23 protein-coding genes are annotated in these 25,059 nt (G+C 68.2%); 12 read left to right on the top strand and 11 right to left on the bottom strand.

Annotated elements, in window-relative coordinates; genetic code table 11:
• Positions 1 to 445: 445 nt before the first annotated feature.
• The 3 genes from ACIGJC_RS23710 to fahA all read left to right on the top strand — a co-directional run bounded on the left by ACIGJC_RS23710 (position 446) and on the right by fahA (position 4,875).
• Positions 446 to 2,149, top strand: coding sequence for an FAD-dependent oxidoreductase (locus ACIGJC_RS23710; protein WP_483711848.1), 1,704 nt, complete (start codon positions 446 to 448; stop codon positions 2,147 to 2,149).
• Positions 2,150 to 2,206: 57 nt separating this feature from the next.
• Positions 2,207 to 3,526 (top strand): homogentisate 1,2-dioxygenase, encoded by a 1,320-nt coding sequence (gene hmgA / locus ACIGJC_RS23705; protein ID WP_483711847.1) that lies wholly within the window; start codon positions 2,207 to 2,209, stop codon positions 3,524 to 3,526.
• A gap of 80 nt (positions 3,527 to 3,606) precedes the next feature.
• Positions 3,607 to 4,875, top strand: a complete 1,269-nt coding sequence (gene fahA / locus ACIGJC_RS23700) for a fumarylacetoacetase (protein ID WP_483711846.1) — start codon at positions 3,607 to 3,609, stop codon at positions 4,873 to 4,875.
• 15 nt (positions 4,876 to 4,890) lie between these two features.
• Here the strand turns inward: fahA and ACIGJC_RS23695 are convergent, their stop codons facing one another.
• From ACIGJC_RS23695 to ACIGJC_RS23655, 9 genes are all read right to left on the bottom strand, one after another.
• Positions 4,891 to 5,286, bottom strand: a complete 396-nt coding sequence (locus ACIGJC_RS23695; protein ID WP_483714368.1) for an ApeP family dehydratase — start codon at positions 5,284 to 5,286, stop codon at positions 4,891 to 4,893.
• Between the two features lie 67 nt (positions 5,287 to 5,353).
• Positions 5,354 to 6,181 carry a beta-ketoacyl synthase chain length factor gene (locus ACIGJC_RS23690; protein WP_483711845.1) on the bottom strand — a complete coding sequence of 276 codons (828 nt, stop codon included), beginning with the start codon at positions 6,179 to 6,181 and terminating at the stop codon, positions 5,354 to 5,356.
• Positions 6,178 to 7,383, bottom strand: coding sequence for a beta-ketoacyl-[acyl-carrier-protein] synthase family protein (locus tag ACIGJC_RS23685; RefSeq protein ID WP_483711844.1), 1,206 nt, complete (start codon positions 7,381 to 7,383; stop codon positions 6,178 to 6,180). The genes ACIGJC_RS23690 and ACIGJC_RS23685 overlap by 4 nt, the downstream gene beginning before the upstream one ends.
• A gap of 41 nt (positions 7,384 to 7,424) precedes the next feature.
• A complete protein-coding gene (locus ACIGJC_RS23680; protein ID WP_483711843.1) occupies positions 7,425 to 8,219 on the bottom strand; it encodes a polysaccharide deacetylase family protein in 795 nt (264 codons plus the stop codon).
• 85 nt (positions 8,220 to 8,304) lie between these two features.
• Positions 8,305 to 10,737, bottom strand: a complete 2,433-nt coding sequence (locus tag ACIGJC_RS23675; RefSeq protein ID WP_483711842.1) for an MMPL family transporter — start codon at positions 10,735 to 10,737, stop codon at positions 8,305 to 8,307.
• Positions 10,734 to 11,342 (bottom strand): LolA-related protein, encoded by a 609-nt coding sequence (locus ACIGJC_RS23670; protein WP_483711841.1) that lies wholly within the window; start codon positions 11,340 to 11,342, stop codon positions 10,734 to 10,736. The genes ACIGJC_RS23675 and ACIGJC_RS23670 overlap by 4 nt, the downstream gene beginning before the upstream one ends.
• Before the next feature lie 4 nt (positions 11,343 to 11,346).
• Positions 11,347 to 12,318: an LpxL/LpxP family acyltransferase gene (locus ACIGJC_RS23665; protein WP_483711840.1), complete on the bottom strand. Its 972-nt coding sequence runs from the start codon at positions 12,316 to 12,318 to the stop codon at positions 11,347 to 11,349.
• Complete coding sequence (locus tag ACIGJC_RS23660; RefSeq protein WP_483711839.1) at positions 12,312 to 14,033, bottom strand: AMP-binding protein; 1,722 nt, start codon at positions 14,031 to 14,033, stop codon at positions 12,312 to 12,314. Before ACIGJC_RS23660 ends, ACIGJC_RS23665 begins: the two co-directional genes overlap by 7 nt.
• Positions 14,034 to 14,046: 13 nt before the next feature.
• Positions 14,047 to 14,760, bottom strand: coding sequence for a COG4648 family protein (locus ACIGJC_RS23655; protein WP_483711838.1), 714 nt, complete (start codon positions 14,758 to 14,760; stop codon positions 14,047 to 14,049).
• 252 nt (positions 14,761 to 15,012) lie between these two features.
• On the opposite strand from ACIGJC_RS23655, the gene ACIGJC_RS23650 reads away from it, so the two are divergent.
• The 4 genes from ACIGJC_RS23650 to ACIGJC_RS23635 all read left to right on the top strand — a co-directional run bounded on the left by ACIGJC_RS23650 (position 15,013) and on the right by ACIGJC_RS23635 (position 17,515).
• Positions 15,013 to 15,273 (top strand): phosphopantetheine-binding protein, encoded by a 261-nt coding sequence (locus ACIGJC_RS23650; protein ID WP_483711837.1) that lies wholly within the window; start codon positions 15,013 to 15,015, stop codon positions 15,271 to 15,273.
• 40 nt (positions 15,274 to 15,313) lie between these two features.
• Entirely contained in the window at positions 15,314 to 16,063 is a 750-nt protein-coding gene (fabG, locus tag ACIGJC_RS23645) for a 3-oxoacyl-ACP reductase FabG (RefSeq protein ID WP_483711836.1), read from the top strand.
• A gap of 13 nt (positions 16,064 to 16,076) precedes the next feature.
• Complete coding sequence (locus ACIGJC_RS23640; protein ID WP_483714367.1) at positions 16,077 to 16,877, top strand: glycosyltransferase family 2 protein; 801 nt, start codon at positions 16,077 to 16,079, stop codon at positions 16,875 to 16,877.
• A gap of 134 nt (positions 16,878 to 17,011) precedes the next feature.
• On the top strand, positions 17,012 to 17,515 hold the full coding sequence (locus tag ACIGJC_RS23635; protein WP_483711835.1) for a cupin domain-containing protein: 504 nt from the start codon (positions 17,012 to 17,014) through the stop codon (positions 17,513 to 17,515).
• 40 nt (positions 17,516 to 17,555) lie between these two features.
• On the opposite strand, the gene ACIGJC_RS23630 is transcribed toward ACIGJC_RS23635, so the two are convergent.
• Positions 17,556 to 18,983, bottom strand: coding sequence for an aminotransferase-like domain-containing protein (locus tag ACIGJC_RS23630; RefSeq protein WP_483714366.1), 1,428 nt, complete (start codon positions 18,981 to 18,983; stop codon positions 17,556 to 17,558).
• Positions 18,984 to 19,259: 276 nt separating this feature from the next.
• Between ACIGJC_RS23630 and ACIGJC_RS23625 the strand changes: the two genes are divergently transcribed.
• The 5 genes from ACIGJC_RS23625 to ACIGJC_RS23605 are packed head-to-tail and all read left to right on the top strand — an operon-like array spanning position 19,260 to position 23,306.
• Entirely contained in the window at positions 19,260 to 20,852 is a 1,593-nt protein-coding gene (locus tag ACIGJC_RS23625; RefSeq protein WP_483711834.1) for a cbb3-type cytochrome c oxidase subunit I, read from the top strand.
• A gap of 23 nt (positions 20,853 to 20,875) precedes the next feature.
• Positions 20,876 to 21,553: a cbb3-type cytochrome c oxidase subunit II gene (locus ACIGJC_RS23620; protein WP_483711833.1), complete on the top strand. Its 678-nt coding sequence runs from the start codon at positions 20,876 to 20,878 to the stop codon at positions 21,551 to 21,553.
• Positions 21,516 to 22,118 carry a c-type cytochrome gene (locus ACIGJC_RS23615; protein WP_483711832.1) on the top strand — a complete coding sequence of 201 codons (603 nt, stop codon included), beginning with the start codon at positions 21,516 to 21,518 and terminating at the stop codon, positions 22,116 to 22,118. Before ACIGJC_RS23620 ends, ACIGJC_RS23615 begins: the two co-directional genes overlap by 38 nt.
• Positions 22,118 to 22,744 carry an SCO family protein gene (locus tag ACIGJC_RS23610; protein ID WP_483711831.1) on the top strand — a complete coding sequence of 209 codons (627 nt, stop codon included), beginning with the start codon at positions 22,118 to 22,120 and terminating at the stop codon, positions 22,742 to 22,744. Before ACIGJC_RS23615 ends, ACIGJC_RS23610 begins: the two co-directional genes overlap by 1 nt.
• Positions 22,731 to 23,306: a hypothetical protein gene (locus tag ACIGJC_RS23605; RefSeq protein ID WP_483711830.1), complete on the top strand. Its 576-nt coding sequence runs from the start codon at positions 22,731 to 22,733 to the stop codon at positions 23,304 to 23,306. Before ACIGJC_RS23610 ends, ACIGJC_RS23605 begins: the two co-directional genes overlap by 14 nt.
• A 10-nt stretch (positions 23,307 to 23,316) precedes the next feature.
• Here the strand turns inward: ACIGJC_RS23605 and ACIGJC_RS23600 are convergent, their stop codons facing one another.
• Positions 23,317 to 25,023, bottom strand: coding sequence for a nitrite/sulfite reductase (locus ACIGJC_RS23600; RefSeq protein WP_483711829.1), 1,707 nt, complete (start codon positions 25,021 to 25,023; stop codon positions 23,317 to 23,319).
• Positions 25,024 to 25,059: the final 36 nt, after the last annotated feature.

The raw sequence follows: 25,059 nt of genomic DNA, 5'->3' as shown, positions 1-25,059 counted from the left end.
GCCGGACAGGGGGGCAGCAACCGGCACAGTACGAACTGGACTGTGCCGGTTGCTGTTGTCTGGATTTCGGCGTTTTTTCGTTCCTGAACACGATCCCCATATCAGGCGGCGGCGGCCTGCTGCTGCCAGTATCGCCTCGCCTTAGGCCGCCATGCGGCTCGCAAATGCCTCCGCCGCGCTGAGCCATGGGTCACTATTCCTGAAGTGACTCGACCCGCGCCTGCGAAGCCGCAGCGCTTGGTGCTCCAATAACCCCCGCATCGCCCTTTTCCCGACTAGAACATCCTTGAGGCCGTCTTATCGGCAACGGTTTGACACGTCCGTTGCTGACGATTACGATATGGTAAATGCATTACGCATGCCGTAATTTTGCCTGAGGAGTCCTGCAAGGACAAAACTCCCAGGACCGCGGCACAGCCGGATACCGGCGTGACCAGGAGACACCGTGGACACCAGCTCCCAGCCCCGTACCTTCGCGTACCAGCCTTGTGCCGAACAGCGCATGCCGCTGGAAGGGCGCGGTTTGCCTGGGTCGCATCCTGTTGCGATCGTGGGTGCGGGTCCGGTCGGGTTGGCCACGGCGATCGATCTCGCGCAGCGGGGCGTGCCGGTGGTCTTGCTGGACGACGACTGCGCGCTGGCCAGCGGTTCACGCGCGATCTGTTTCGCCAAGCGCACGCTCGATATCCTGGATCGCCTCGGTTGTGGCGAAGGCATTGCCGCAAAGGGCGTCAGCTGGCATGTCGGCAAGGTGTTCTTCGACGCGTCGCTGGTGTACCAGTTCGACCTCCTGCCGGAAAGCGGACACCGACGGCCGGCCTTCGTCAATCTGCAGCAGTACTACCTGGAAGGCTTCCTGGTCGACCGCGCCGCGGAACTGCCGGGCATCGACCTGCGCTGGCGGCACCGCGTCTGCGGCGTGGAGCAGGACCAGGATGGCGTCCGGCTGACCGTCGAGACGCCGGATGGCTGCTACCGGTTGCACGCGCGTTACGTGGTGGCCGCCGACGGCGCGCACAGCGCCGTGCGGGCGCTGATGGGACTCGAAAGCAAGGGCCGCGTCTTTCGCGACCGCTTCCTGATTGCCGACGTGAAGATGTCGGCGCCATTCCCCGCCGAACGCTGGTTCTGGTTCGACCCGCCTTTCAACCGCGGCCAGTCGGCGCTGCTTCACCGACAGCCCGATGACGTCTGGCGTATCGATTTCCAGCTTGGCTGGGACGCGGACCCCGACACGGAGAAGCAGCCGGAGCGCGTCATGCCGCGCATCCGCGCGATGCTGGGCGACGATGTCGATGTCACCCTGGAGTGGGTCAGCGTCTACACCTTCTGCTGCCAGCGCATGGATGCCTTTCGCCATGGCCGCGTGCTGTTTGCCGGCGACGCCGCGCACCGGGTGTCGCCATTCGGCGCTCGCGGCGCCAACAGCGGCGTGCAGGATGCGGAGAACCTGGCGTGGAAGCTGGCGCTGGTCCTGCAAGCTCGTGCCCCGGACGCGCTGCTGGACACCTACGCCAGTGAACGCGAGGCCGCGGCCGACGAGAACATCCGGCATGCAACGCGGTCGACCGATTTCATCACGCCCAAGAGCGCGGTGAGCCGTACGTTCCGCGACGCCGTGCTGCGGCTTGCCCGCCATCATGCGTTCGCGCGGCAACTGGTCAACAGCGGCCGGCTGTCACAGCCAACGGTGCTGGATGGCTCGCCGCTCAATACGCCCGATGCCGACAGCTTTGCCGGCGCCATGGTGCCGGGCACTGCCTGTGCCGATGCGCCAGTCTCCGCCGGCACGCCCGCCCGGGCTGCGTGGCTGCTTGGCGAAATGGGCGCGGGCTTTACGCTGATGGTGTTCGGCAACGGGGAGGGCGTTTCGCTGGAAGCGCTTGCCGCCGCGCCGGTGCCGTTGGCCGTGCTGTGCGTCGTTCCCGCAGGCGAGCACTGCGTGGACCCGACAGGCCTGCATGCCGTGACCGATACCGAAGGCCTGGCCGCGCGTCGCTATGACGCCCACCCAGGCACCTGTTACCTGCTGCGCCCCGACCAGCACGTCTGTGCGCGCTGGCGCCGTTTTTCCGCGGATGCCGTGCTCCGCGCCCTGCAACAGGCGATCGGCATGCCGACCGCCGACCATGACCATGCCACGGCCTAGCACGGCATGCCTCCCGACTCCGCCACGAACCTCCCGACCCCCGACGCTGATCCGACCATGAACCTCACGCACACCCAGCTGGCCGAACACGGCTACATGTCCGGCTTTGCCAACGAATTCGCCACCGAGGCGCTGCCGGGCGCACTGCCCGTGGGCCAGAACTCGCCGCAGCGCGCGCCGTATGGCCTGTATGCCGAGCAGCTGTCCGGCACGGCCTTCACCGCGCCGCGCGCCCATAACCGACGTTCGTGGCTGTATCGCATCCGTCCGGGCGCCGTGCACAAGCCGTTCACGATGGTGGAGCAGTCGCGCTTCCTGAGCCGCTTCGACGAAATCCCGGCGTCGCCGAACCAGATGCGCTGGAGCCCGCCGGCCATGCCGGCCACGCCGACGGATTTCATCGACGGCATCGTCACCATGGCCGGCAACGGCGGCCCGGAAGCCATGACCGGCTGCGGCATCCACCTGTACCTGGCCAACCAGTCGATGCAGGACCGCTTCTTCTACAACGCCGACGGCGAAATGCTCATCGTGCCGCAAGAGGGCCGCGTGCGCTTCGTGACGGAACTGGGCAAGCTCGATGTCGAGCCGCAGGAGATCGTGGTGATCCCGCGCGGCGTGCGCTTTCGCGTGGAACTGCTGGACGGCACGGCCCGCGGCTATATCTGCGAGAACTACGGCGCGCTGTTCAAGCTGCCGGACCTGGGCGTGATCGGCTCCAACGGCCTGGCCAACCCGCGCGACTTCATGACGCCGGTGGCCGCCTACGAGGACCGCGAAGGCGATTTCGAACTGGTCGCCAAGTTCCAGGGCAACCTGTGGCGCGCCGATATCGGCCATTCGCCGCTCGACGTGGTGGCCTGGCATGGCAACTTCGCGCCTTACAAGTACGATCTGCGCCGCTTCAACACCATCGGCTCGATCAGCTTCGATCATCCGGACCCGTCGATCTTCCTGGTGCTGCAGTCGCCGTCGGACACGCCGGGCGTGGACACCATCGACTTCGTCATCTTCGGACCGCGCTGGCTGGCGATGCAGAACTCGTTCCGTCCGCCCTGGTTCCACCGCAATATCGCCAGCGAGTTCATGGGCCTGATCACCGGCGTGTACGACGCCAAGGCCGATGGCTTCGCACCGGGCGGCGCCAGCCTGCACAACTGCATGAGCGGCCACGGCCCCGATGCCGATACGTTCGCCAAGGCGACCTCGGCCGATACGTCCACGCCGCATCACATCACCGACACCATGGCGTTCATGTTCGAGACGCCTGGCGTGATCCGGCCCACGCCTTACGCGGAGCGCTCGGCATCGCTGCAGCAGGACTACTACACCTGCTGGCAAGGGCTGAAGAAGCATTTCAATCCGAACGAGCGCTGAGCAGGCCAGGCGCCACATACCTAAAACGAACAACGGCAGGCGGCAGCGTCCGCTTGCCACAGACATTTCCGGAGTACCTTATGACCGCCCCGACCACCAGCTGGATTGAATCCGCCAACGACGGCAAGACCCATTTCCCCCTGCAGAACCTGCCGTTCGGCATCTTCTCCGTGAAAGGCCAGGCCGCGCGCGTTGGCGTGGCAATCGGCAATGTTGTGCTGGACCTCGCCGCACTCGACGAAGCCGGCCTGCTGCCCGCGGCAGCCAAGGGCAGCTTTGCCGCCGCCAGCCTGAACCGCTTTATCGCGCTGGGCAAGCCGGTGTGGTCGGCAACCCGCCAGCGCCTGACGGCGCTGCTGTCGGACGCCGACGCCGCCCTGCGCGACAACGCCGCGCTGCGCGATCGCGCGCTCGTGCCGATGGACCAGGTCACGCTGCACCTGCCCGTCGAAATCCCGGGCTATACCGATTTCTATTCGTCCAAGGAGCACGCCACCAACGTCGGCCGCATGTTCCGCGACCCGGAAAACGCGCTGCTGCCGAACTGGCTGGAAATCCCCATCGGCTATAACGGCCGCGCCAGCTCCGTGGTGGTGAGCGGTACCGACCTGCGCCGTCCGAACGGCCAGATCAAGCTGCCCAACGAGGCGCGTCCGGTCTTCGGGCCGTGCCGCAAGCTGGACTTCGAACTCGAAGTCGGCTTTATCGTCGGCAAGGAATCCGCGCTGGGCGAGCCGGTCAGCACCGCCGATGCGCCGGACCACATGTTCGGCATGGTGCTGCTCAACGACTGGAGCGCGCGCGACATCCAGCAGTGGGAATACGTGCCGCTCGGACCGTTCAACTCCAAGGGCTTCGGTACCTCGATTTCGCCGTGGGTGGTGACCATGGAAGCGCTGGAGCCGTTCCGCCGCGACAATCCCGCGCAGTCGCCGGAGCCGCTGGCGTACCTGCAGCAGCACAGCAAGAACGCCTACGACATCGCGCTCGAAGTGGCCCTGCGCCCGCAAGGCGCCGCTGCGCCGAGCACGATCTGCCGCACCAACTTCAAGGCGATGTACTGGACCATGGCGCAGCAGCTGGCGCACCACACGGTGTCGGGCTGCAATGTGCGCGTGGGCGACCTGATGGGCTCGGGCACGATCAGCGGCACCACGCCGGATTCCTACGGCAGCCTGCTGGAACTGACGCGCAACGGCGCCGAGCCGCTCAAGCTGGCCGACGGCAGCAGCCGCGCCTTCCTCGAGGACGGCGACGAAATCATCATGAGCGGGTTTGCACAGGGCAACGGCTTTGTCGTGGGCTTCGGCGAAGTCTCCGGCAAGATCCTGCCTGCGCCCAAGGCCTAAGCCGGACCAGGCGGATCAGGCGGTGCCGGGCAGCGCCACGTCGAGAATGACCGCCGCCCGGCCGGAAAGCAATCGCTTGCCGCCACCGCTGACTTCAAACGTGTAAAGCACGTTGGCGCCTTCGCCGCTGACGCGATGCGCTTCGATGGTCAGCGGTCCGTCAATATCGTCGAGCCGTTCGACGTCCAGCACCAGCTTGCGCACGCTGGCCAGGTAGCCCATGCGCGGCCGCCGCGCGCCTTGCTGCAGCACTGCGCCATGCACGGCCATGGCCTGCGCCGCGTATTCCACGCCGCACACGGTGGCCAGCCGGCCATGCGCGCGCAGCGGATTGTCGGCGCTGCGGTGGCTCGTGGCCTCGCAGCGGATGAATTCCGCATTCCAGTCGAGCACGCTGTCGAGCAGGCACATGCTGCCCTGATGAGGGATTCGGGCCGCGATCCAGGCGTGGTCCAGCGGCGTGTGCGGCGCTGGCACGTTATCCGCCAGTCCCAGGCCGCGCCGCTGGTTGCACGGCGACTTGCAGCTGCAGGTCTTCCAGATAATCGATCACGACCGTGCCGGCCGGCTGCATGGCGACAGCGCGCAGCAACGGCAGCGCGCGCGCAGTCGGTATCGAGCGGCGCAGGTTCTCCAGCGCGGCATCGTCCATCTGCGTCACGGGGGCGTGCGCCAATCCCACTTCAATCCGTGCCAGCGATCGTTCCGACGCGCGCGGCGACAACAGCAGCGCCACGCCGAACGGCGCGGCGATGGGCCGCAGCGTGCGCAGCGGTTCCGGGTAATCGGAGTCGTAGGCGATCAGCAGGCACGGCTCCTGGTCGGCGGACACCTGGGCGGCCGCTTCCAGCAGGCCGGCGGCGAAGCTCGCGTCCAGCGCGCTCAGCACATTGGCCGGGCGCATGGCGCGCGTGGCAATCGACCAGTACCCGGCCGCGACGTTGTGGACCGAGTTGTGGAAGCGCGTGGGCGACATCAGCGGCTCGGGCTGCGCCAGGGCTTCGCAGATCGCGTGGAAGTTGTGGCCGTCCGCGCTCGACGACGTGATTACCGTGGGCAGGTCCGAAGCCTCCATGCCGCCAGCGTCCACGGCCTGTTGCCCGATGCCAAGCGCGAGCCTGACGGCGGTGCCGCTGCGGCGCCGCTCGGCCGGCGGCAGGATGGCGGGCGGCGCCAGTTCGGTCGGCGCGGGCTGGTAGGGCTCGCGGCCGGCGAGCACGCCTCCGGCCTGTGCCCAGTTGCCGAGCCCCGGGCCCAGCACGCCGATGCCTTCGATAAAGGCGAGAAGCGGTGCGCCCATGGTCATTGCCCGCCGGTTGCGCGCCCGAGCAGCAGGCTGCAGTTGGAACCGCCAAAACCGAACGCGTTGCTCAGCACATGCCGCAGCGGCTGTTCGCGGCTGGCGAGGCGGTAGTCGAGCGCCAGCGCCGGATCCACCTGCGTGGTGTTGATGCCGCCCGGCAGCAGGCCATGGCGCAGCGCCAGCGCACAGATCACCGCTTCGAGCGCGCCCGCGGCGCCGAGCGTATGTCCGGTGGCGCCTTTGGTGGAGCTGCACGGCGTACCCGGCAATAGCGCGTTGAGCGCGCGCGCCTCGGCGGCGTCATTGGCGCGCGTGGCGGTGCCGTGCAGGTTGACGTAGTCGACCTGTGCCGGCGCGACGCCGGCACTGGCCAGCGCCTGCGCCATGGCCATGCGCGCGCCCAGCCCCTCGGGATGCGGCGCGGACATGTGGTGGGCGTCGCTCGATTCACCGATGCCAAGTAGCAGGACGGCGCCTTCCGGTGCCTGTTCCGATTCCGGCGCGCGCTCGACCAGCACGAACGCTGCGGCTTCTCCGATCGAGATGCCGTTGCGGTCGGCGTCGGACGGCCGGCACGGCTGGTCCGACAGCAGTTCCAGCGAATCGAATCCATACAGCGTGGTGTGGCACAGCGAGTCCACGCCGCCGACCACGGCCGCGTCGATCAGTCCCGCCTCCATCAGGCGGCGTGCCGAGGCAAAGACCTTCGCCCCCGACGAGCATGCCGACGACACGGCGGCGGCCGGCCCTTTCAGCCCGAAATACGCGCGCACGAAGCCGGGCAGCGAATATGGACTGTGGGTGCCTGCATAGCTGAACCCCGGGGGCAGTGCCCCGGTCTGCGGGTCGCGCTGGCGGTAGGCCAGTTCGGTCTGCAGCACGCCGGCTGTACTGGTGCCGAGGAACACCCCGATACGGTCCGCGCCATACCGCGCCACGGCTTCCCTGACACGATCGGCGAAGCCGTCCTGTTCCAGCGCTAGGAACGCGAGGCGATTGTTGCGGCATTCAAAGTCCGCCAGCGCAGGGGGAAGGGTGACAGCCTCCACGCCCGGGACTTCTCCGGTCCAGGTATCGAGGCGGACGTCTGCGAACCGGCAGGGCGCCAGGCCGCCGCGTTGTTCGCGCAGGGCGCTCAACGTGTCGTCAAGCCCGGTGCCGATGCAACTGGTGGCAGTGAAATGCGAGAGATGGAGCGGCGACACAGGGTGTGGGAAGTGGGATGCGCAGGGGTGAGGCCATTGTATCAAGCCGTGTGCGGGTCCTTTGCCGCCATGCCGGCGGGCAGTGTCACGCATTGCAGCCCGGCGTTGGCAATGGCCGCCAGCAGGCCGGGCAGCACCGTCGTGCAGTGCGGCCTGCCGGCAGTGTCGACGCCACTGTTGCCATCGTGCAGCAGCAGCACGTCGCCGGCGCCCAGGTCGCGCGTGAGCAGCCGGGCGACGCTGGCCGCGCGGTCGCCGTTGCGCGTGTCAAAGCCGCGACGGGTCCACGCGGCAAGCCGCAGGCCTTCGGCGCACAGCAGCGGTTCGAGTAACGGGTTGCGCAGGCCGGCGGGGGCGCGGAAGAAGCGCGGCGCTTGTCCTGTGATATCGGCCAGCAGTTGCTGCGCCTCGCGGATCTCCCGCCGCATGCGCCATGGCCCGAACAGCGCGAAATCGAGCCGGTGATGCATGCTGTGGTTTTCCACCGTGTGACCCCTGCGCACGATTTCGCGCACCAGTCCCGGATAGCGTGCCGCGCGTTCGCCGACGCAGAAGAAAGTGGCGTGCGCGCCCTGGACGTCGAGCAGGTCGAGCACGCGTGGCGTCATTTCCGGATGCGGGCCGTCGTCAAAGGTCAGGGCGACGCTGCGGCCTGCCGCGCGCGGCAGGCGCAGCACGTTCGGACCCAGCCAGGTGCTGCGCGGCCACAGTCCCACCGCCGCCAGCGTGGCATGGGTGGTGCCGACACCGGCCGCGGCCCATCCCAGCGTGGAAGGATCGGCCAGCACCGCGGCCGCTGCCCCCACATGCACCAGGCCCGCGCCGTACAGCAGCATGCCCGGCCTCCATTGGCGCGTGGGGACTGGCCGCTGATTGTGTGCCGGGACAGGCGGGTGGGTTGCAGGTTTCATCACAAACGTCTTACGGTTGTCCGGCCCTGGCGCGGCGGCGGTTCGCCGGCGCGCGCGCCAGGATGGCCGAGAAGCACAGCGCCAGTACCGCCCCGGGCCCGACGGTCAGCCCGAATGCCTTCAGCAGTGGCAGGTCCGACCAGGCCAGCAACCCGAAGGCCGCCACAGTGGTCAGGTTTGCCAGCAGCAGCGATACCAGTGTATGCGCCGAAATGGCCGTCGTCGGCCCCGTACTGGCCGCGCCATTGAAGAACAGCGCGTAGTTCGATCCCACCGCCACGAGCAGCAGCAGGCCCACCAGGTGCAGCAGGTTGAGCGGCTGTCCCAGCGCGGCCAGCCCGCCCATGACAGCCAGGGCGGCGGCAGCCAGTGGCAGCACGGTCGCCAGCACGCGCCTGGGCGAACGCAGCGCCACCGACAGCAGCACCAGGATGGCGAGCACGCCACCCAGCGACAGGTGCAGCGCTTCGCGCATATAGCCGCCGTAGAGCTGGTCCGATTCGCGCTTGAGGTCGACAAAGAGCGCATGGCTGACGCCGGCGCGGTCCAATGCCGCGCGTATCGGCTGGCTGTCCAGCACGTCGGTGGCTTTGGCCGACGCTGGCGCGCGCAGGGGCAGGGTGGCATTCCACTGGTCGCCGTGCCGCGTGAGCAGGGCATCGATGGCCAGCGCCATCGAAGTGCCTTTCAGGTCTTCGCGCCGCAGCGGCGCAGCCGTGCGGGCCTGGCCGGCCTCGGCCAGGAATGGGGCGAACAGCTCGCGGCGCACCGGTTGCTGCGCGACCGCCGCGTCCAAACGCCGCGCCAGCTCGTCAGGCTGCGGCAGGCTCGCCTGCCGCGCGCGCTGCGTGGCGGCGCTGGGCAGGTAGCGCGCCGGGCTCTCATAGCCGCCGATGACGCCGGAAGCGACCAGCGGGTCCAGTTGCCGCGCCACGCGCTCGGCGCCTTGCAGCACGGACTCCTGGTCCGGGCCGGACAGCACCACCAGGTAGCGCACATCGGGCGCGCCGAGATCGGCGCGCAGCGAGGCGTCGAGCGCCTGTTCCGCCGCCGGCACGGGACTCAGCGCCGACAGTTCGCGCCCCCACAAGGTTTCGTGGCGAGCCCACAGCACGGCACAGGCGGCCATGGCGATCACCGCGACCAGCCAGCGCAGCCGGCGGGCACGGGCCAGCAGCGCGGCCAGGCGCGTGCCGAGCGGCGTGACGTCGCGCAGGTGCAGGGTGGCCGGAACCAGGTGCGGCAGCACGAAGCGCGTGACGAGCGCGGCCGTGGCCAGGCCAGATATCGAGTACAGGCCCAGTTGCGCCAGCCCCGGAAAGCCCGACAGCAGCAGCGAGGCAAAGCCGCACACCGAGGTCAGCACGCCGAGCCGCACGGTCGGCCAGAAGCCGGCAATCCAGGCGCGGTTGTCGCGCTGCCCGCCACGCGTGTACTGCGCCGACTGGACGAACAGGTAGATGGAGTAGTCCACGGCTTCGCCGATCAGCGTGGTGCCGAAGCCGAGCGTCAGCCCGTGCACCATGCCGCCAAAGCCGAGGCTGACCGCCGCCACGCCGGCCAGCGCGCCGGACAGCACCGGAACCAGCCCGAGCACGAGCAGGGGCACCGACCGGTACACCACCAGCAGCAGCGTGACGATGATCGCAACGCCGATGGCAGACAGCCGTTCCACGTCGTGCCGGATCGTGTCGCGCGCCTTGACCGAGAACACGCCGGGCCCCGTCATCACGAGCCGGTACGGCCCCGCATTGGCTGCGTCGGCGAAGGCCTCGCGGATCGCGTCGATGGCCCTGGCCTGGCCATCGGTATCGGAACCCGCGCTGGCCGTCTGCGCGAGCAGCACGGCACGCCGGCCATCGCGCGAGACCCAGGCGCCGCCATGCATCGGCACGCGCTGCTGCGCGTCGAGCTGCGACATCACCGACATCACCTCGCCCGTGGGGTCGCGCGGCAACAGCGATTTGGTGAAGAGCCCGGCAGGAGAGGCCAGCAGGTCGAAGGTGTCCGCGACGGCCGCCGTGAGCCCCTGCTGCGAAAACCGTTCGGGCGTGACCGTCGGGCTCAGCAGGTAGCGGTGGTTGTAGAGATAGCGCTGGTCGGCCGCCTGGTTGACGGGCTCGCCGTTGCTGATGGCGGAGAAGCGCGCATCCTTGCGCAGGTGCGCGGCCATGGCGCGCGAGACGGCCGCGCGCCCGTCGGCATCGCCGCCTTCCACCCCAACCAGGATCAGGCGCGAGACCAGCCCTTCGCGCAACTGGTCGACCAGCAACTGCTGTTCGGCGCTTGGCATGCGCGGCAGGAAAGCCGACAGGTCGGCGGTAAAACTGGTGCGTGTGACGACGGCCGCGCAGCCCAGCAGCCAGGCCAGCCAGAGGACCACGGCCAGGCGCGCGGCCGGCAGGGCGGTTGGACGCGGCCCGCCGCGCGGCGCGGGCATCATGGCCTGGCGGCGGGGCGGATCTTCATGACCGAGTGGTCGCCGTCGGCCTGCCGGATTTCCACGCTGTCCAGCGCGTCATGGGCGCCTTCGATGCGCACCTGCGTGATGATGGCCGCCATGCGCGAATCGGCCGGCGTCAGGGTAAGCGTCCAGCGGCTCGCGCGGCCTTCCACGCCGAGCTTGTAGTAACGCTCAAGCGAGGAACGGTTGCCCGCCAGCGTGCCGCGGATGCTTTCGATAAAGGCGGCGATTTCCGGGTAGTTCTGCAGCGGCATGGTGAAACGCTTGCCGCCGCGCTCCACGGTCATCATGTCGCCATCGAGCACCAGGTTTTCAGGCTTGGGGGCGACTGTGCGCTTCTCCAGGTGGTCCGGCGCGACGAAGACGAGTTCGCCGCTCGATTCCACCGGGCGCTCCAGGATGGCCAGGTACTTCTTCTCGGTGAACTGCACGCGGCCGGACTTGCGCTGCGCGAGCGCGGACATGAGCTGGTCGACGCCCCAGGCTGCCGAGCCGCTGTCAGCGGCGAACGCGGGAATGGTCATGCCGGGCAACAGCGCAACACCCAGCACCAGGGCTGGCAGGATCAAGCGGATTCGGCGCATGGGGTCAGGGCTCGTTGCCGGGGGGCGGCTGCCCGGACAGCGGGGGGCCGGCGTGCCAGAAGTCGTAGAAGTTGAACCAGTTATAGGGCGCGCTGCGGCAGAACTGTTCGAGCAGCGCGACGTAGCGCTGCAGCGCACCTTGTACCTCCGCCTCGCGGCGCCCGCGCGGAACCTGCGAGAAATCGGCCAGCCGCACGAAGTGCACATCATAGCGATTGCCGCCGCGATACAGGCCCGTGATAAAGAACACGGGCCGGCGCAGCATTGCCGCCATGCGCAGCGGCCCGGTCGGGAAACCCGTCGGCGCGCCAAGGAAATCGCACTGCTGGACCGGGTCGGTGGCGCGCTGCGACAGCGTGCGGTCGGCCAGCATGCCGATCATGTAGCCGCGATCGAGGTAGTCGCGCACCTTGAGCATGGCGTCGACCTTGCCGAGCGTGATCATGTCGCGCCGCATGGCCGGGTTGATCGACTGCAGCACGTCGTTGAGCTTGTGGGCGTTCTCTTCGTACATGGTGATCGCGACGCGCATGTCCGGATGCTGGCGGCCCATCGCGCGGATCACTTCGAAGCTGCCCAGGTGCGCGCCGAGCAGGAACGCGCCCTGGCCGCGCGCAATGGTCTCTTCGAGCTGCTTCTCGCCGTGCAGGCGGATGTCGAACAGGTCGAAGCGTCCGTTGAGCAGGTAGATGCGGTCGTGGATCGTCGACGCGAACGTGAAGACGTGGCGGAAGCCGTCGATCCAGCCGGCCTCGCGGCCGAGCGCGCGGTCCATGTAGGCGCGCGATGCATGGCGCGCCGCCGGCGAGCACAGCGTGAAATAGGCCGCGATCAGCCGCAGCACCACGCGTCCGGCCGGTCGGCCGAGCGCCAGCGAGATCCAGGTCATGATGCGCAACAGCGTGACGTTGCTGCGCTCTTCGCGGCTGGACCAGTTGGCGTCCAGCGGCTGTGCCTTGCGCAGCCAGGTCAGCATGGCGATGCCTCCTGTCGGCCCTGGGCGGCCCGCATGGTCAGCGTGCCGCTGGCCACATCGCGCCCGCTCGCGCTCAACGTAAAGCGGAGGGAGGCCGGGCTGGCACCGGACGCTTCGGCCTGCCACTGGTGATCGACCTCGACGCGTTCACCGGGTCGGACCGGGCTGAGGAACTTGACCGTGCCGACCTGGGTGACCGCCACCTGGCGCCCCAGCGCCGCGCCGATCTGCAGGATGGCATGGTCCAGCAGCACGACGCCGGGCACCACTGGGTTGCCCGGGAAGTGGCCGGCCAAGGCCGGATGCCCGGCATCGATCACGAAGCCCGGTGCATGGCGTTGCGCAAGCTGGGCCGCGACCAGCGGCGCCAGCGCTTCGCGCGGCAGCTTGCCCGCGGCGTTGCGCGGCAGCTGGTCAACCAGGCAAAGCGGGCGGGGCAGGAAGGCGGCATCGATGCGCCCGCGCAGCGCTTGCAGGATCTTTGCGGGCGCCACGCCAGGGGCCACGGCCAGCGCCACCAGGCGCACCACGCGGCCGGCGACCTCGTCTTCGTGGACATCGTCGGGCAGGAAGAAGGTACCGTCCTGCACGCCTTCGATGCTCGCGAGCTGCTGGTTAAGGTAGGCAAGCGAGGTGCGCTTGCCCGCGATCTTGATCATGTCGGCCTTGCGGCCGTGGAGCCGGAAACGCGTGGCGTCGATCGGTTCGACGGCATCGCCGAGCGCGACGGGCTGGTCGATGTGCCCGCCGGAGGCCCACGTCACGGTTTCGAAGCCGGTGTCGGCGCAAGGGTCAAGACGGTTGTCCAGCGTGATGCCCGGCAGCGGCGTCCATGCCTCGGTGTCGGCCGTCGCCCGTGTGGCAAGCGCGCCGGTCTCGGTACTGCCATAGATCTCCAGCACAGGTGCCGCCAGGCCGGTCCGCGCCTGTTGCGCCAGGGGGCGGCCCAGCGGCGCGGTGGCGCAGAGCACCAGGTCGGCCGGCGGCAGATCGCCGGCTGCCTGCAGCAGCGCGCGCAGGTGCACCGGCGAAGTCACCAGCGTGCGTGGCCGCGGTGCGGCATGCAGGGCGGCGCGGATATCGGCCGGATAGAAGGCCGGGGCCGAAGCCAGTGCCGCGCCGCCTTGCAGCGCCAGCATGACGGTTGCTTCCAGGCCGAACATGTGCTGCGGCGGCAGCGTACCGACCAAGGTCCAGGCGCGGCCATCGAGCAGCCCGAGGCGCTGCGCCGTGGCGCGGGCGCCGCGTACCATCGCGCCCCAGGTCTTGGCGTGCGCGACGGGCTGGCCGGTCGAGCCGGACGTGAACACGTAGGCCATCAGGCGATCGGCGGGGATCTCGGGGATGGCCGCTTGCGTAGCAGACGGCGTGCGCTCGTCCGCGGCGGCATAGAAGAAGCGGGGCAGCGCCACGTCGCAATCGGCGTCGTCATGCAAGCAGAAGACATCAGGCGCGAAGGCCGCCAGCTGCCGCACCATGTCCGGCGTCTGCGACGGCGGCAGCAGGCTGACCTTGCCGCACAGCAGCGCGGCGCAGAGGCCGACCGCGAAGCGGTAACGGTCGGCGCATGCATTGAAGACATGATGGCCGGCAGGCAGCCGTGCGGCCAGCGCGTCGACGTCGGCCAGGAACCGGCTGGCCGTGATGGCCTGCCCGCTGGCGAGCGCGACGACGCTGTCGGATGACGGGTGCGAAAGCAGTGGGAACGTGGTCATGGGCAACCCGCGTTCAGTGCGACGCGCCGGCACGGCTGGCGCGCTCGGCCATGACGGCCCGGTAACCGCGCACGGCATCGAGCACGCCGGTATGCTTCGCCGCCGGCAGCAAGGCGCGGCGGCACGCGGCCTCGGCCACGAACATCAGCGCGACCAGCAAGGGCGTGCCGAGGTTGGCGAAGGTCGACCAGGCGGGCATCGGCGCCAGGGCGAACAGGATCAGCGATACGGCCGCCGTCAGCGCGAAAAACAGCGTCCAGGCCTGCGTGACACGGCTCGTGTAATGCCGCATGTCGGGCGACAGCGGCCCATGCACGGCCGCCGCGAACTCGGTGCACAGCGGCGTGCCGCCGCGGCGCAGCGTACGGCCGAACATCGCGGCGAGTGCCAGGTTCGCGCCAAAGTGCTGCAGGAAGTAAGTCCAGCCGAAATGGGCGGCCAATGGCATGCGGCCGACCCACAGGGCGATGCCGCAAGCGGCCAGAAGGATCAGCCAGGGCAGGCGCCGGGCACAGCGCCAGGCGGCGGCCAGGGCAATCAGCCCGAATGGCGCCAAGCCCAGCATCAGCGCCCCGACTTCGGCGCCCGGCGGCGTGTGCGCGGCGTGATGAAGAGCCGACTCATAGGCCAGGAAACCCACGGGCGCGGCAATCCAGCCAACGCGCTGAGTCAGCGGCGTGGCGTCGCAAGACGTTGCAGCGAGGTGGGGAAGGTGGCTCGAAGACATTGACGATTATTGTGGTGCAAAATACTCTTTTCTTGCCACCGAACCGGCACTTCGGGTGGTTTCCGGCGTGCCCGGACGGCAAGGCGAACGTTTTATACCTTAAAAGACCCGGCGGGCGCAGAGATGTTTCAGCAAAGTCGCTCCAATGTTGTTACTAAACTTCTCGTAGGTAGTGCGATGTGCCGCGCTTTGGTAGCATCGCCCCGCCATCTTCCGGCGCCTTTTGTGGCGCGGAAGAAGACCCTGACGAACATGAACGAACTCCAAACGGAACTCGCCAGCCTGATCATTGGCGAACTCGATATCGCGGACCTTAAACTGGATGAAGTCACGGCCGAAACGCCGCTGTATGGTGAAGGCTTCGGGCTCGATTCCATCGACATCCTCGAAATTGCGCTGCTGGTGTCCCGCAAGTACGGCGTGGAATTGCGCTCGGACAATCCCGACAACAAGACGATCTTCGCATCGCTGGGCAGCCTGGCCGACTATGTCGCTGCCAACCGCACGCGCTGAGCGCGGCGCAACTGGAAGTCCGCCAGACAGGGAGCAGCACATGGCGCAAGAAGGCACGCCGCAGGTCACGCGCAGGGTGGCGCTGGTCACCGGCGCGAGCGGTGCCATCGGCGGCGCCATCAGCCATGCGCTGGCGCGCGCCGGACATGAGGTCTGGGTACACGCCAACCGCAACCTGGACCAGGCGGAAGCCGTGGCGGCCACCATCCGCGCCGCGGGCGGCACCGCCAGCGCCATTGCCTTCGATGTGACCGATGCCGAGGCCACCGAGGCGGCGTTGCAGGGCATCCTCGCCCACGGAACCGTCCAGATCCTGGTCAACAACGCCGGCATCCATGACGATGCGCCGTTGCTCGGCATGAGCCGCGAACAGTGGCGCCGCGTGATCGAGGTCTCGCTGCACGGCTTTTTCCATGTTACCCAGCCGCTGCTGATGCCGATGATGCGCACGCGCTGGGGCCGCATCATCAATATGGCCTCGGTGGCAGGCGTGATGGGCAACCGCGGGCAAGCCAACTATGCCGCGGCCAAGGCCGGCCTGATCGGCGCCACGCGCTCGCTGGCGATGGAGATGGCGTCGCGCGGCGTGACGGTCAATGCCGTGGCGCCGGGCGTAATCGAATCCCCCATGTCGGAACTGGCGTTTCCCGCCGAACGCCTCCGCCAGATCGTGCCGGCGGGCCGCGCGGGCACGCCCGAGGACGTGGCGGGGATGGTGGCCTACCTCGCTTCCGATGCCGCAGCCTACGTGACCGGCCAGGTGCTGTCGGTCAATGGCGGCATGGCCTGAATATCTCGCAATCATGGCCGTGCCGTCTCCCACCCATCTGGTACTGATCCCGAGCTACAACCCGGGCGCCATGCTGCGGCAGACGCTGCGCGCCGCGCGCGAGGCCTGGTGTCCGGTCTGGGTGGTGGTGGATGGCAGCACCGACGGGAGCGTGGCGTGGTTGCAGGAGCAGGCCCGGAACGATGCCAGCCTGCGCGTGCTGGTCTTGCCGGAAAACCAGGGCAAGGGCGCCGCGGTAATGCACGGCATCGAGGCCGCCGCCGCGGAGGACTTCACCCATGTGCTGGTGATGGACTCCGATGGCCAGCACCCGGCACACCTGATCGGCGAGTTCATGGCGGTGTCGATGCGCGAGCCCGACGCGATGGTGCTTGGCCGGCCGGTATTCGACGCAAGCGCGCCGGTCGAACGCGTGTACTGGCGCCGCCTGTCCAATTTCTGGGCGGACATGGAGACGCTGTGGGCAGGCGTCGGCGACTCGCTGTACGGCTTCCGCGTCTATCCGATCGCGCCGTTGCGCGCCGTGATGCGGGAAAGCCGCTGGATGCGCCGCTTCGACTTCGACCCGGAAGTCGCCGTGCGCCTGTGCTGGCGCGGCGTGCGGCCCGTCAACCTCGACGCGCCGGTGCGCTACTTTGACCGGAGCGCGGGCGGCGTTTCCCATTTCCGCTATCTGCGCGACAACCTGCTGCTGGCCTGGATGCACCTGCGGCTGACGGCGGGCTGCCTGGTGCGCCTGCCGCGGCTGGTCTGGCGGCGCCTGCATGCGCCGGCCGGCGGCAACAACTCGCATCCGCCGAACCGGGCCGCCTGACAGGACCTGCCCGAACTGTTGCCGGTTGCGTCGGCATCGTCCTTCTGCACTACGATGGTTTCAGGCACTGCCCGGGGTGGCGATGCGGCGGCCATGCCGCGCGTGGCGGGTGCCAAGGCAAGAAGGAGAAGACCATGAAAGCGCATTCTTCGGACCATCGGTTGCAGCTTGCGTGGCTGGCGGCAGCGGCGCTCGCGTCATCGCTTGCGGCCGGGCTGGCCAGCGCCCAGGAGCCGGCCGCAGCCGGCATGGAGATGATCAATCCCGGCACGGTGAAATGGGGCGAGGCGCCGCCTTCGCTGCCCAAGGGGGCGAAGCTGGCCGTGCTCTATGGCGACCCGGGCAAGGACGGCCCGTTCGTCGTCCGGCTCAAGACGCCGGCCGGATACAAGGTGCCACCCCACTGGCATAGCCAGGCCGAGAACCTGACGGTGATCTCCGGGACGCTCTATCTGGGAGCCGGGGACAAGATGGACATGGGCCATGCCCACGCCCTGAAAACGGGCGGCTTCCACTACCTGCCCGCCAAGGCCCATCACTACGCGTTCAGCAAGACCGAGACGGTCGTGCAGATCCACGGCACCGGCCCGCTGGACATCAACTATCTGGACCCAAAGGACGATCCTGCCGGCAAGTGACAATGGCTTCCCGCGCCGATAGCCGAGCCGATACCAAGGGCTAGGGCCGCGCGCTGGCTACGGCACGGGCCAGCCGGCCGAGCGTGGCCAGCGCGGTTTCGGCGCGCTTGTCCCACTCATGCCCGTAGTTGAGCCGCATGCAATTGCGGAAGCCGGCCCGCGCCGAAAAGATCGGCCCCGGCGCAATGCTGATGCCGTGCGACAGTGCGAGCTGGTGGAGGGCCAGCGTATCGGTGCCTTCGGGCAGTTCGATCCACAGGAAGTAGCCGCCCGCCGGCCGCGTGGCGCGCGTCCCGGGTGGAAAGTGGCGCGCCACGGCCTGCGCCACGGCGTCCTGCCGCAGCATCAGCGCGTGCCGCAGCTGGCGCAGGTGGCGGTCATAGCCACCCTTTTCAAGGTAGGCGGCAATAGCGGCCTGCGCGGGCGCGGAGCCGGCCAGCGTAGTGGTCAGCTTGAGCCGTGCAACGTCGCGCGCAAAGCGGCCCGGTGCGGCCCAGCCCACGCGGTAGCCCGGAGCCAGGCATTTTGAAAACGACGCGCAGTGCATGACCAGGCCGGCCTTGTCGAACGCCTTGGCCGGCGTCGGGCGGCGCGTGCCGAAGTAAAGCTCGCCATACACATCGTCTTCGATCAGCGGCACCTCGTAGCGCGCCAGCAGTTCCACCAGCGCCTGCTTCTTGGCTTCGGGCATCAGCGAGCCGAGCGGGTTCTGGAAATTGGTCATCAGCCAGCACGCCTTGGGGCGGTGGCGCTGCAGCGCCTGTTCCAGCGCGCCCAGATCCATGCCCTCGCGCGGATGCGTGGGCACCTCGATCGCGGACAGGCCGCAGCGCTCCAGCGCCTGCAGCGCCGCGTAGAACGTGGGGCTTTCGATCACCACAGCATCGCCGGGGCGCGTGACCGCCATCAGGCACAGGTTCAGCGCTTCGAGCGCGCCGTTGGTGACGACGATCTCGTCGGCCTGCACGGTCAGGCCGTCGCCCAGGTAGCGCAGCGCGATCTGGCGACGCAGGCTCGCATTGCCGGGCGTCAGGTCGTCCACGCTGCTCCATGGGTCGAGCTTCTGCACCGTCGACGCCATGGTTTTGGCCAGCCGTTGCAGCGGAAAGAGCAGGGGACTGGGGAAGGCCGAGCCGAACGGCACCACGTCGCGCCGCATGGTCGATTCGAGCACCTTGAAAACCAGCTCGCTGACATCGATCGGTCCGGACTCCTCTGCCGGGGCGGAGGGTGTCTCCGCTTCAGGCGCCAACTGGCGCGAGCCCGTGGCGACGTAATACCCGGATCGCTGGCGCGCACGGATCAGGCCGCGCGCCTCGAGCAGGTAATAGGCCTGGAACACGGTCGACTGGCTCACGCCGCGGCCTGCGCTGGCCTGGCGCACCGACGGCAGGCGGTCGCCCAGCCGCAGTACGCCGGCATGGATCGACTGGGCGATGTCCTCGGCCAGTTCTTCATAGCGTGTCATCGGGCGCGCGCCGGTGGTCATCTGATCTTGTCCTTTTTGCGATTAGGGCAACTGTAATGGACGCTGAGGACAAGTACCAGATTGTGGCCTGGCCAGCCATGCGGATCCCGGGTCGAAGTGGCGCAACTGCGACAAACGGTCGCGCATTGGAATCCACTGCTCCGGTCATTTCCGACAGTTTTGCTTCTGTTGCACCGGTGGCAAGGCCTCTAGCATTGGCCGGCCAATTCCCGGATGCGGCCCGCCACGGACCGCGCCTGTCTCGCCCCCAAAGCCATGGACCCCACCAGCCTGCTGCTGCTTACCTTCCTGCTGTCGATCGGCGGTCTGTTCGCCTTTATCTGGTCCCTGAGGAAAGGCCTTTTCGATCTGGAGTCGAGTGGCGCCCGGACCATCTTTGCCAGCGGCGAGGTCGGCCGGCCCGAAGACCCGTCAGGGCCTGGCGCAACCCTGGCGCCCGACGCCGACCTTGCCGAAGAACTCGCGGCGCGCGCGCGGGCCGACCGCTCCAGCGCCTTGCCAGCCCTGATGCTCCTGAGTTGTGCCGTGGTCTGGCTGGTGGTCGCGTCCTTTGCGGGGCTGGTCAGCTCGCTCAAGCTGCACCTGCCGGACTTCCTGGTCACGCAGGCATGGCAATCGTTCGGCCGCATGCGCGTGCTGCACCTGAACGCGGTCGCCTATGGCTGGGCGCCGATGGGCCTGCTCGGCCTGGCGATCTGGATGATGCCGCGCCTGCTGCGCACGCCGCTGAGCGGGGGCCGCTTTGCGCTGGTCGGTACGTTGATCTGGAATGCCGGGCTCGTGGCCGGTCTGGGAGCGATTGCCAGCGGCATCAACGCAGGCATGGAATGGCTCGAGATCCCGTGGCAGATCGGCCTGCTGTTCGCCGTGGGCGGCATGCTGATCGGCGTGCCGCTGGTGCTGATGCTGCAGCGGCGCCAGGTGCATCACCTCTACGTGTCGGTGTGGTACATGGGCGCGGCGCTGTTCTGGTTTCCGGTGCTCTATATCGTCGCCAAGGTGCCGGGCGTGCATTTCGGCGTGGAACAGGCGACCATGAACTGGTGGTTCGGCCACAACGTGCTCGGGCTGTTCTACACGCCGCTGTCGATTGCCGCCGTGTACTACTTCCTGCCCAAGGTCATCGGCAAGCCGGTGCAGTCGTACAACCTGTCGCTGCTGGGCTTCTGGACGCTGGCGTTCTTCTACGGCCAGGTTGGCGCGCACCACCTGATCGGCGGGCCAATTCCCGGCTGGCTGATCACGCTTTCCATCGTGCAGAGCGTGATGATGATCATCCCCGTGGTGGCCTTTTCCGTGAACCAGCACCTGACGCTGAAGGGCCATTTCGGCGTGCTCAAGCGCTCGCCTACGCTGCGCTTCGTGGTGCTGGGCGCGATCATGTACACGCTGGCCTCGGTGCAGGGCTCGTTCGAGGCGCTGCGCTCGCTCAACGCCATCACGCACTTCACGCATTTCACCGTGGCGCACGCGCACCTGGGCATGTATGGCTTCGTGTCGATGGTGATCTTCGGCGGCATCTACTTCGCCATGCCGCGCATCGTCGACGCGCCGTGGCCGGAACCGGCGCTGATTTCCGCGCACTTCTGGCTGGTGGCTGGCGGGTTTGCGGTCTACCTCGTGACGCTGACGATCGGCGGCGTGCTGCAGGGGCTGGCGCTGCTGGACCCGGCGCGGCCATTCATGGAGTCGGTCGCGGTGACCCTGCCATGGTTGCAGGGCCGCTCGATCGGCGGCGCGCTGATGACGCTGGGCCACCTGGTGTTTGCCTGCCACTTCGCGCTGATGGCGTTCCGTCCGGCCACGCTGCGGCAGGGCGATCGCGTGGTTTCCGAATCCCTGGCCTGAACGACCGACGACGACCGACGACGATGGAAAACGAACTGAAGCTCGTAGGCGGCGCCATGGTGACGCTGTCGCTGGCCACCTGCGCCATGATCGTGGTGCCCTTCCTGCAACTCAAGGACGTGCCCGCGCCGAAGGAACTCGCGCCCTACACCAGCGCGCAATTGCGGGGCCGGCAGGTCTACATGGCCAACGGCTGCATCGCCTGCCATACCCAGCAGCCCAGTTCCACGGGCGCGGGCATTGCCGACGCGCAGCGCGGCTGGGGCCGGCCCTCGGTCGCGGCGGACTATCACTATGACGACCCGCCGCTGCTCGGCACCATGCGCACCGGCCCCGACCTGTTCAATATCGGCGTGCGCCAGCCCAGTGCCGACTGGCACCTCGGGCACCTGTACCAGCCGCGCGCGTATGTGCCGGGCAGCATCATGCCGGCCTATCCGTTCCTGTTCGAGACCAGGGACAGCGATGCCGTCGGCAAGGACGATCGCGTCGTTTCGCTGCCGCCCGGCGCCGCCCCGGCCGGGAAGGCCGTGGTCGCCACGCCGCAGGCACTGGACCTGGTGGCCTACCTCACCGGGCTGCGCCACACCTATCCCGTCCTGACCCCGACCGAAGCGAGCCTGGCCAAGGGCCTCGTACTCGCCGCCAGCACCACGAAGAACCATGCCGCAGATCAAGCCCCCAAGCAGCCACAAGACTGAACACGCCGACCCGCACGAGCAGCACAACCCGGTGCCGAAGATCGTGCTGGGCCTGGTCGCGGGACTGGTGGTCTGGGCCGCCAGCTATATCTGGACCGAGCGCGCCGACGGCCTCGCCCAGCTTGGCGATCGGCGCAATGCGCAGGCGCTGGCCCAGGGCGCTGCCGCTGGTGGTGCCCGCGTGGCCGACGGCAAGCAACTGTTCGCGGCCAACTGCCAGGCCTGCCACCAGGCCACCGGCCAGGGCCTGCCCGGCGTCTTCCCGCCACTGGCCGGATCGCCGCTGGTGACGGGTGATCCGGTGGTGCTGTCGCAGATCGTGCTGCACGGGCTGACCGGGCCCGTCGAGATCCTGGGCACGACCTATAACGGCGCCATGCCGGCCTTTGGCGAGCAACTCGGCGATGCCGAACTGGCCGCGGTGCTCACGCATATCCGCAGCGAGTGGGGCAACAAGGCGCCCGCCATCGACGCGGCGGCCGTTGGCGCGGCGCGCAAATGGAGCGCATCTCGCAAGGACCCTTGGCATAGCGACGAACTGCACAAGCTCGCCGGAGCGCAGTGATGCCGGGCGGCTGGCGGGGCACCCTGTTTGCGACTGCCCTCGCCAGCGCACTGGCGCTCTTCGCCTTTGCCCACGTGACACGCGGCTTCCGCGTTGTGACGTCGGATGGTGCAAGGCAATTCGACCTGGCGCGAGCCCCCGTTGCACTGCCGGATATCGAGCTGGCCGATGCGTCCGGACGCCGCTTCTCCCTGCGCCAAACCGGTAATGCGCAACGGCAGACGCTGGTCACTTTCATCTACACACACTGCCTCACGGTCTGCCGCAGCAGCGCGTCAGGGCAAGCCTACCTGCAAGCGCAGCTGATTGCGCGCGGCGTTGCCGGGCGCTACCAGTTGCTGGCCATCAGCTTCGATCCGGGCCGTGACACGCCTGAGGTACTGAGTGCCTATGGCCGCAAGCAGGGGACCGATCCCGCCGTCTGGCGCATGGCCACGGTGGCGGACGCCGCTGACTTGCCGGCCTTGCTGAAGGCGTTCGGCGTGGTCGTGCTGCCGGATGGCCGCGGCGATTACGTCCACAATGCCGCGCATTTCCTCATCGACGCGCAGGGCCGGCTCGCCCGCGCCTACGACATCGACCGCCCGGATGCGGTGCTGGCCGACATCGTCCATGCGCAGCGCTGAGCGGCCCGCGGTGGTCTGGCTGCCCGGCGCGGCGCTGGCCGTGCTGGCGCTGCTGCGCGGGTGGCTGGAGGCCTCGATGTTCCGGCATATGGCGATCGAACTGCCATCGCTCCTGGCACTCGGCATGGTTGCGGCCGCGTTGTGCGGCCGGTTTGCGCGGGTCATTGCATGGAACCGGCGCGGCTTGCCGGGGCTGGTTGCCGCCACGGCCATCGCCAGCTACTGGATGCTTCCGGTCGCACTGGATCTTGCCGTGCTCGATGCGCGCTGGTCCGTTGCGAAAGTGGCGAGCATGATCGCGGCTGGCGCCGCGCTCGGTATGTCCTGGCCGCGTGCCGGGATCGTGCTGCAGGCATTCTTCGCGATCAACTGGAGCGCGATGACGCTGGTGGCGGGACTGCTCTACCAGGACGCGCCGCAACAGCTTTGCAGCGTGTACCTGGCGGATCAGCAAGGTGCGGCAGGACGCGCGCTGGTTGTCTTTGCCGCGGCCGGGCTGGCGGCCTGGATGGTCTGCGTGATCCGCAGGCTCGGCCGCGACGAGGGCGGATTGCGGATCTGAGGGCCATCGATCAGCCGCGGGCGGCCTCGGCTTGCTGTCTGCGCAGGGCGATCGCCGGGTTCTGGTAGACCGCCGTCTTGAACGGTTCGAAGCCGACGCGCTCGACCACATCGATAAAGCGCTCTGCATCGCTGTCGCGCATGGCAAGGTAGCTCTGGATCAGTAGCTCGATGACCTCGGGGATCTCGTCGCGTGCGAACGACGGCCCGATGATGCGGCCGATCGCTGCGCCGGAAGGCCCGCCCTGGCGTCCGCCGATCGTGACCTGGTACCACTCTTCACCGGCCTTGTCGACGCCGAGGATGCCGATATGGCCCACGTGATGGTGCCCGCACGAATTGATGCAGCCGGAAATATTCAGGTCCAGTTCGCCGATCTCGTAGAGATAGTCGAGATCGTCGAAGCGCTGCTGGATTGCTTCGGCCAGCGGGATCGACACGGCATTTGCCAGCGAGCAGAAGTCTCCGCCGGGGCACGCGATGATGTTGGTGAGCAAGCCGATATTGGGCGTAGCCAGGTTCCACGTCTGCAGCTGTTGCCACAATTCATGCAAGCGCGTGCGGCGCACGTCGGCGATGATCAGGTTCTGCTCATGCGAGACGCGCAGTTCGCCGCTGCCGTAGCGGTCGGCGAGGTCGGCCGCGGCTTCCATCTGGTCGGCCGTGATATCGCCGGGCGGCGTGCCGGTTGCCTTCAGCGACACCGTGACGGCGGCATAGCCGGGAACGCGGTGCGCATGCACGTTGCTGCGCAGCCAGCGCGCATAGCGAGGATCGGCCGCGGCAAGCGATGGGTTCGGGTCTTCGTCGTTGGCTGCGGAAGGCGCGTAGTCCGGGGTGGTGAAGCGCATGGCGATCTCGCGCACGAAAGCGGCGTCGACCGTATCGGGACCGCCGCGGATGCCTTGCCAGTGTTCGTCGACCTGTTGCGCGAAGACTTCCGGCGTGAGGTCTTTCACGAGGATCTTGATGCGCGCCTTGTACTTGTTGTCGCGGCGGCCATGCAGGTTGTAGACGCGCAGGATGGCCTGCAGGTAGGTCAGCAGGTCGGACCAGTGCACGAATTCCCCGATCACCTTGCCGACCATCGGCGTGCGGCCCATGCCGCCACCGACCCAGACGCGGAAGCCCGTTTCGCCATCGCGCTCGACGGCCTGCAGGCCGATGTCATGCACGCCCACCGCGGCGCGGTCCGTGCTAGCGCCGCTCACGGCAATCTTGAACTTGCGCGGCAGGTAGGCGAATTCGGGATGGAGCATGGACCACTGCCGGATGATTTCGCACCACACCAGCGGGTTCACCACTTCATCGGGCGCAATGCCGGCGAAGTGGTCGGTAGTGGTGTTGCGGATGCAGTTGCCGCTGGTCTGGATCGCGTGCATCTGCACCGTTGCCAGTTCGGCCAGGATGGCCGGCGCGTCTTCCAGGCGCGGCCAGTTGAACTGCATGTTCTGGCGCGTGCTGAAGTGGCCGTAGCCGCGATCCCAGCGCCGCGAGATTTCCGCAAGCTTGCGCAGCTGCCGCGAGACCAGCATGCCGTAAGGGATGGCAACGCGCAGCATCGGCGCATGGCGCTGGATGTAGAGGCCGTTCTGCAGGCGCAGCACGCGGAACTCTTCCTCCGAAAGCTCGCCGTTCAGGAAGCGCGCGGCCTGGTCAGTGAACTGCGCAACGCGCTCGTCGACCAGTTGCTGGTCCGTGGAATCATAGAGGTACATGGGGGCTGGTCTCGCATCGCTCTGGGCCTACCACGC

Source organism: Cupriavidus sp. C3SS-1, from assembly GCF_057073755.1.
Note: the sequence above shows the minus strand (reverse complement) of the source record. Positions and strands in the feature narration are given on the sequence as shown.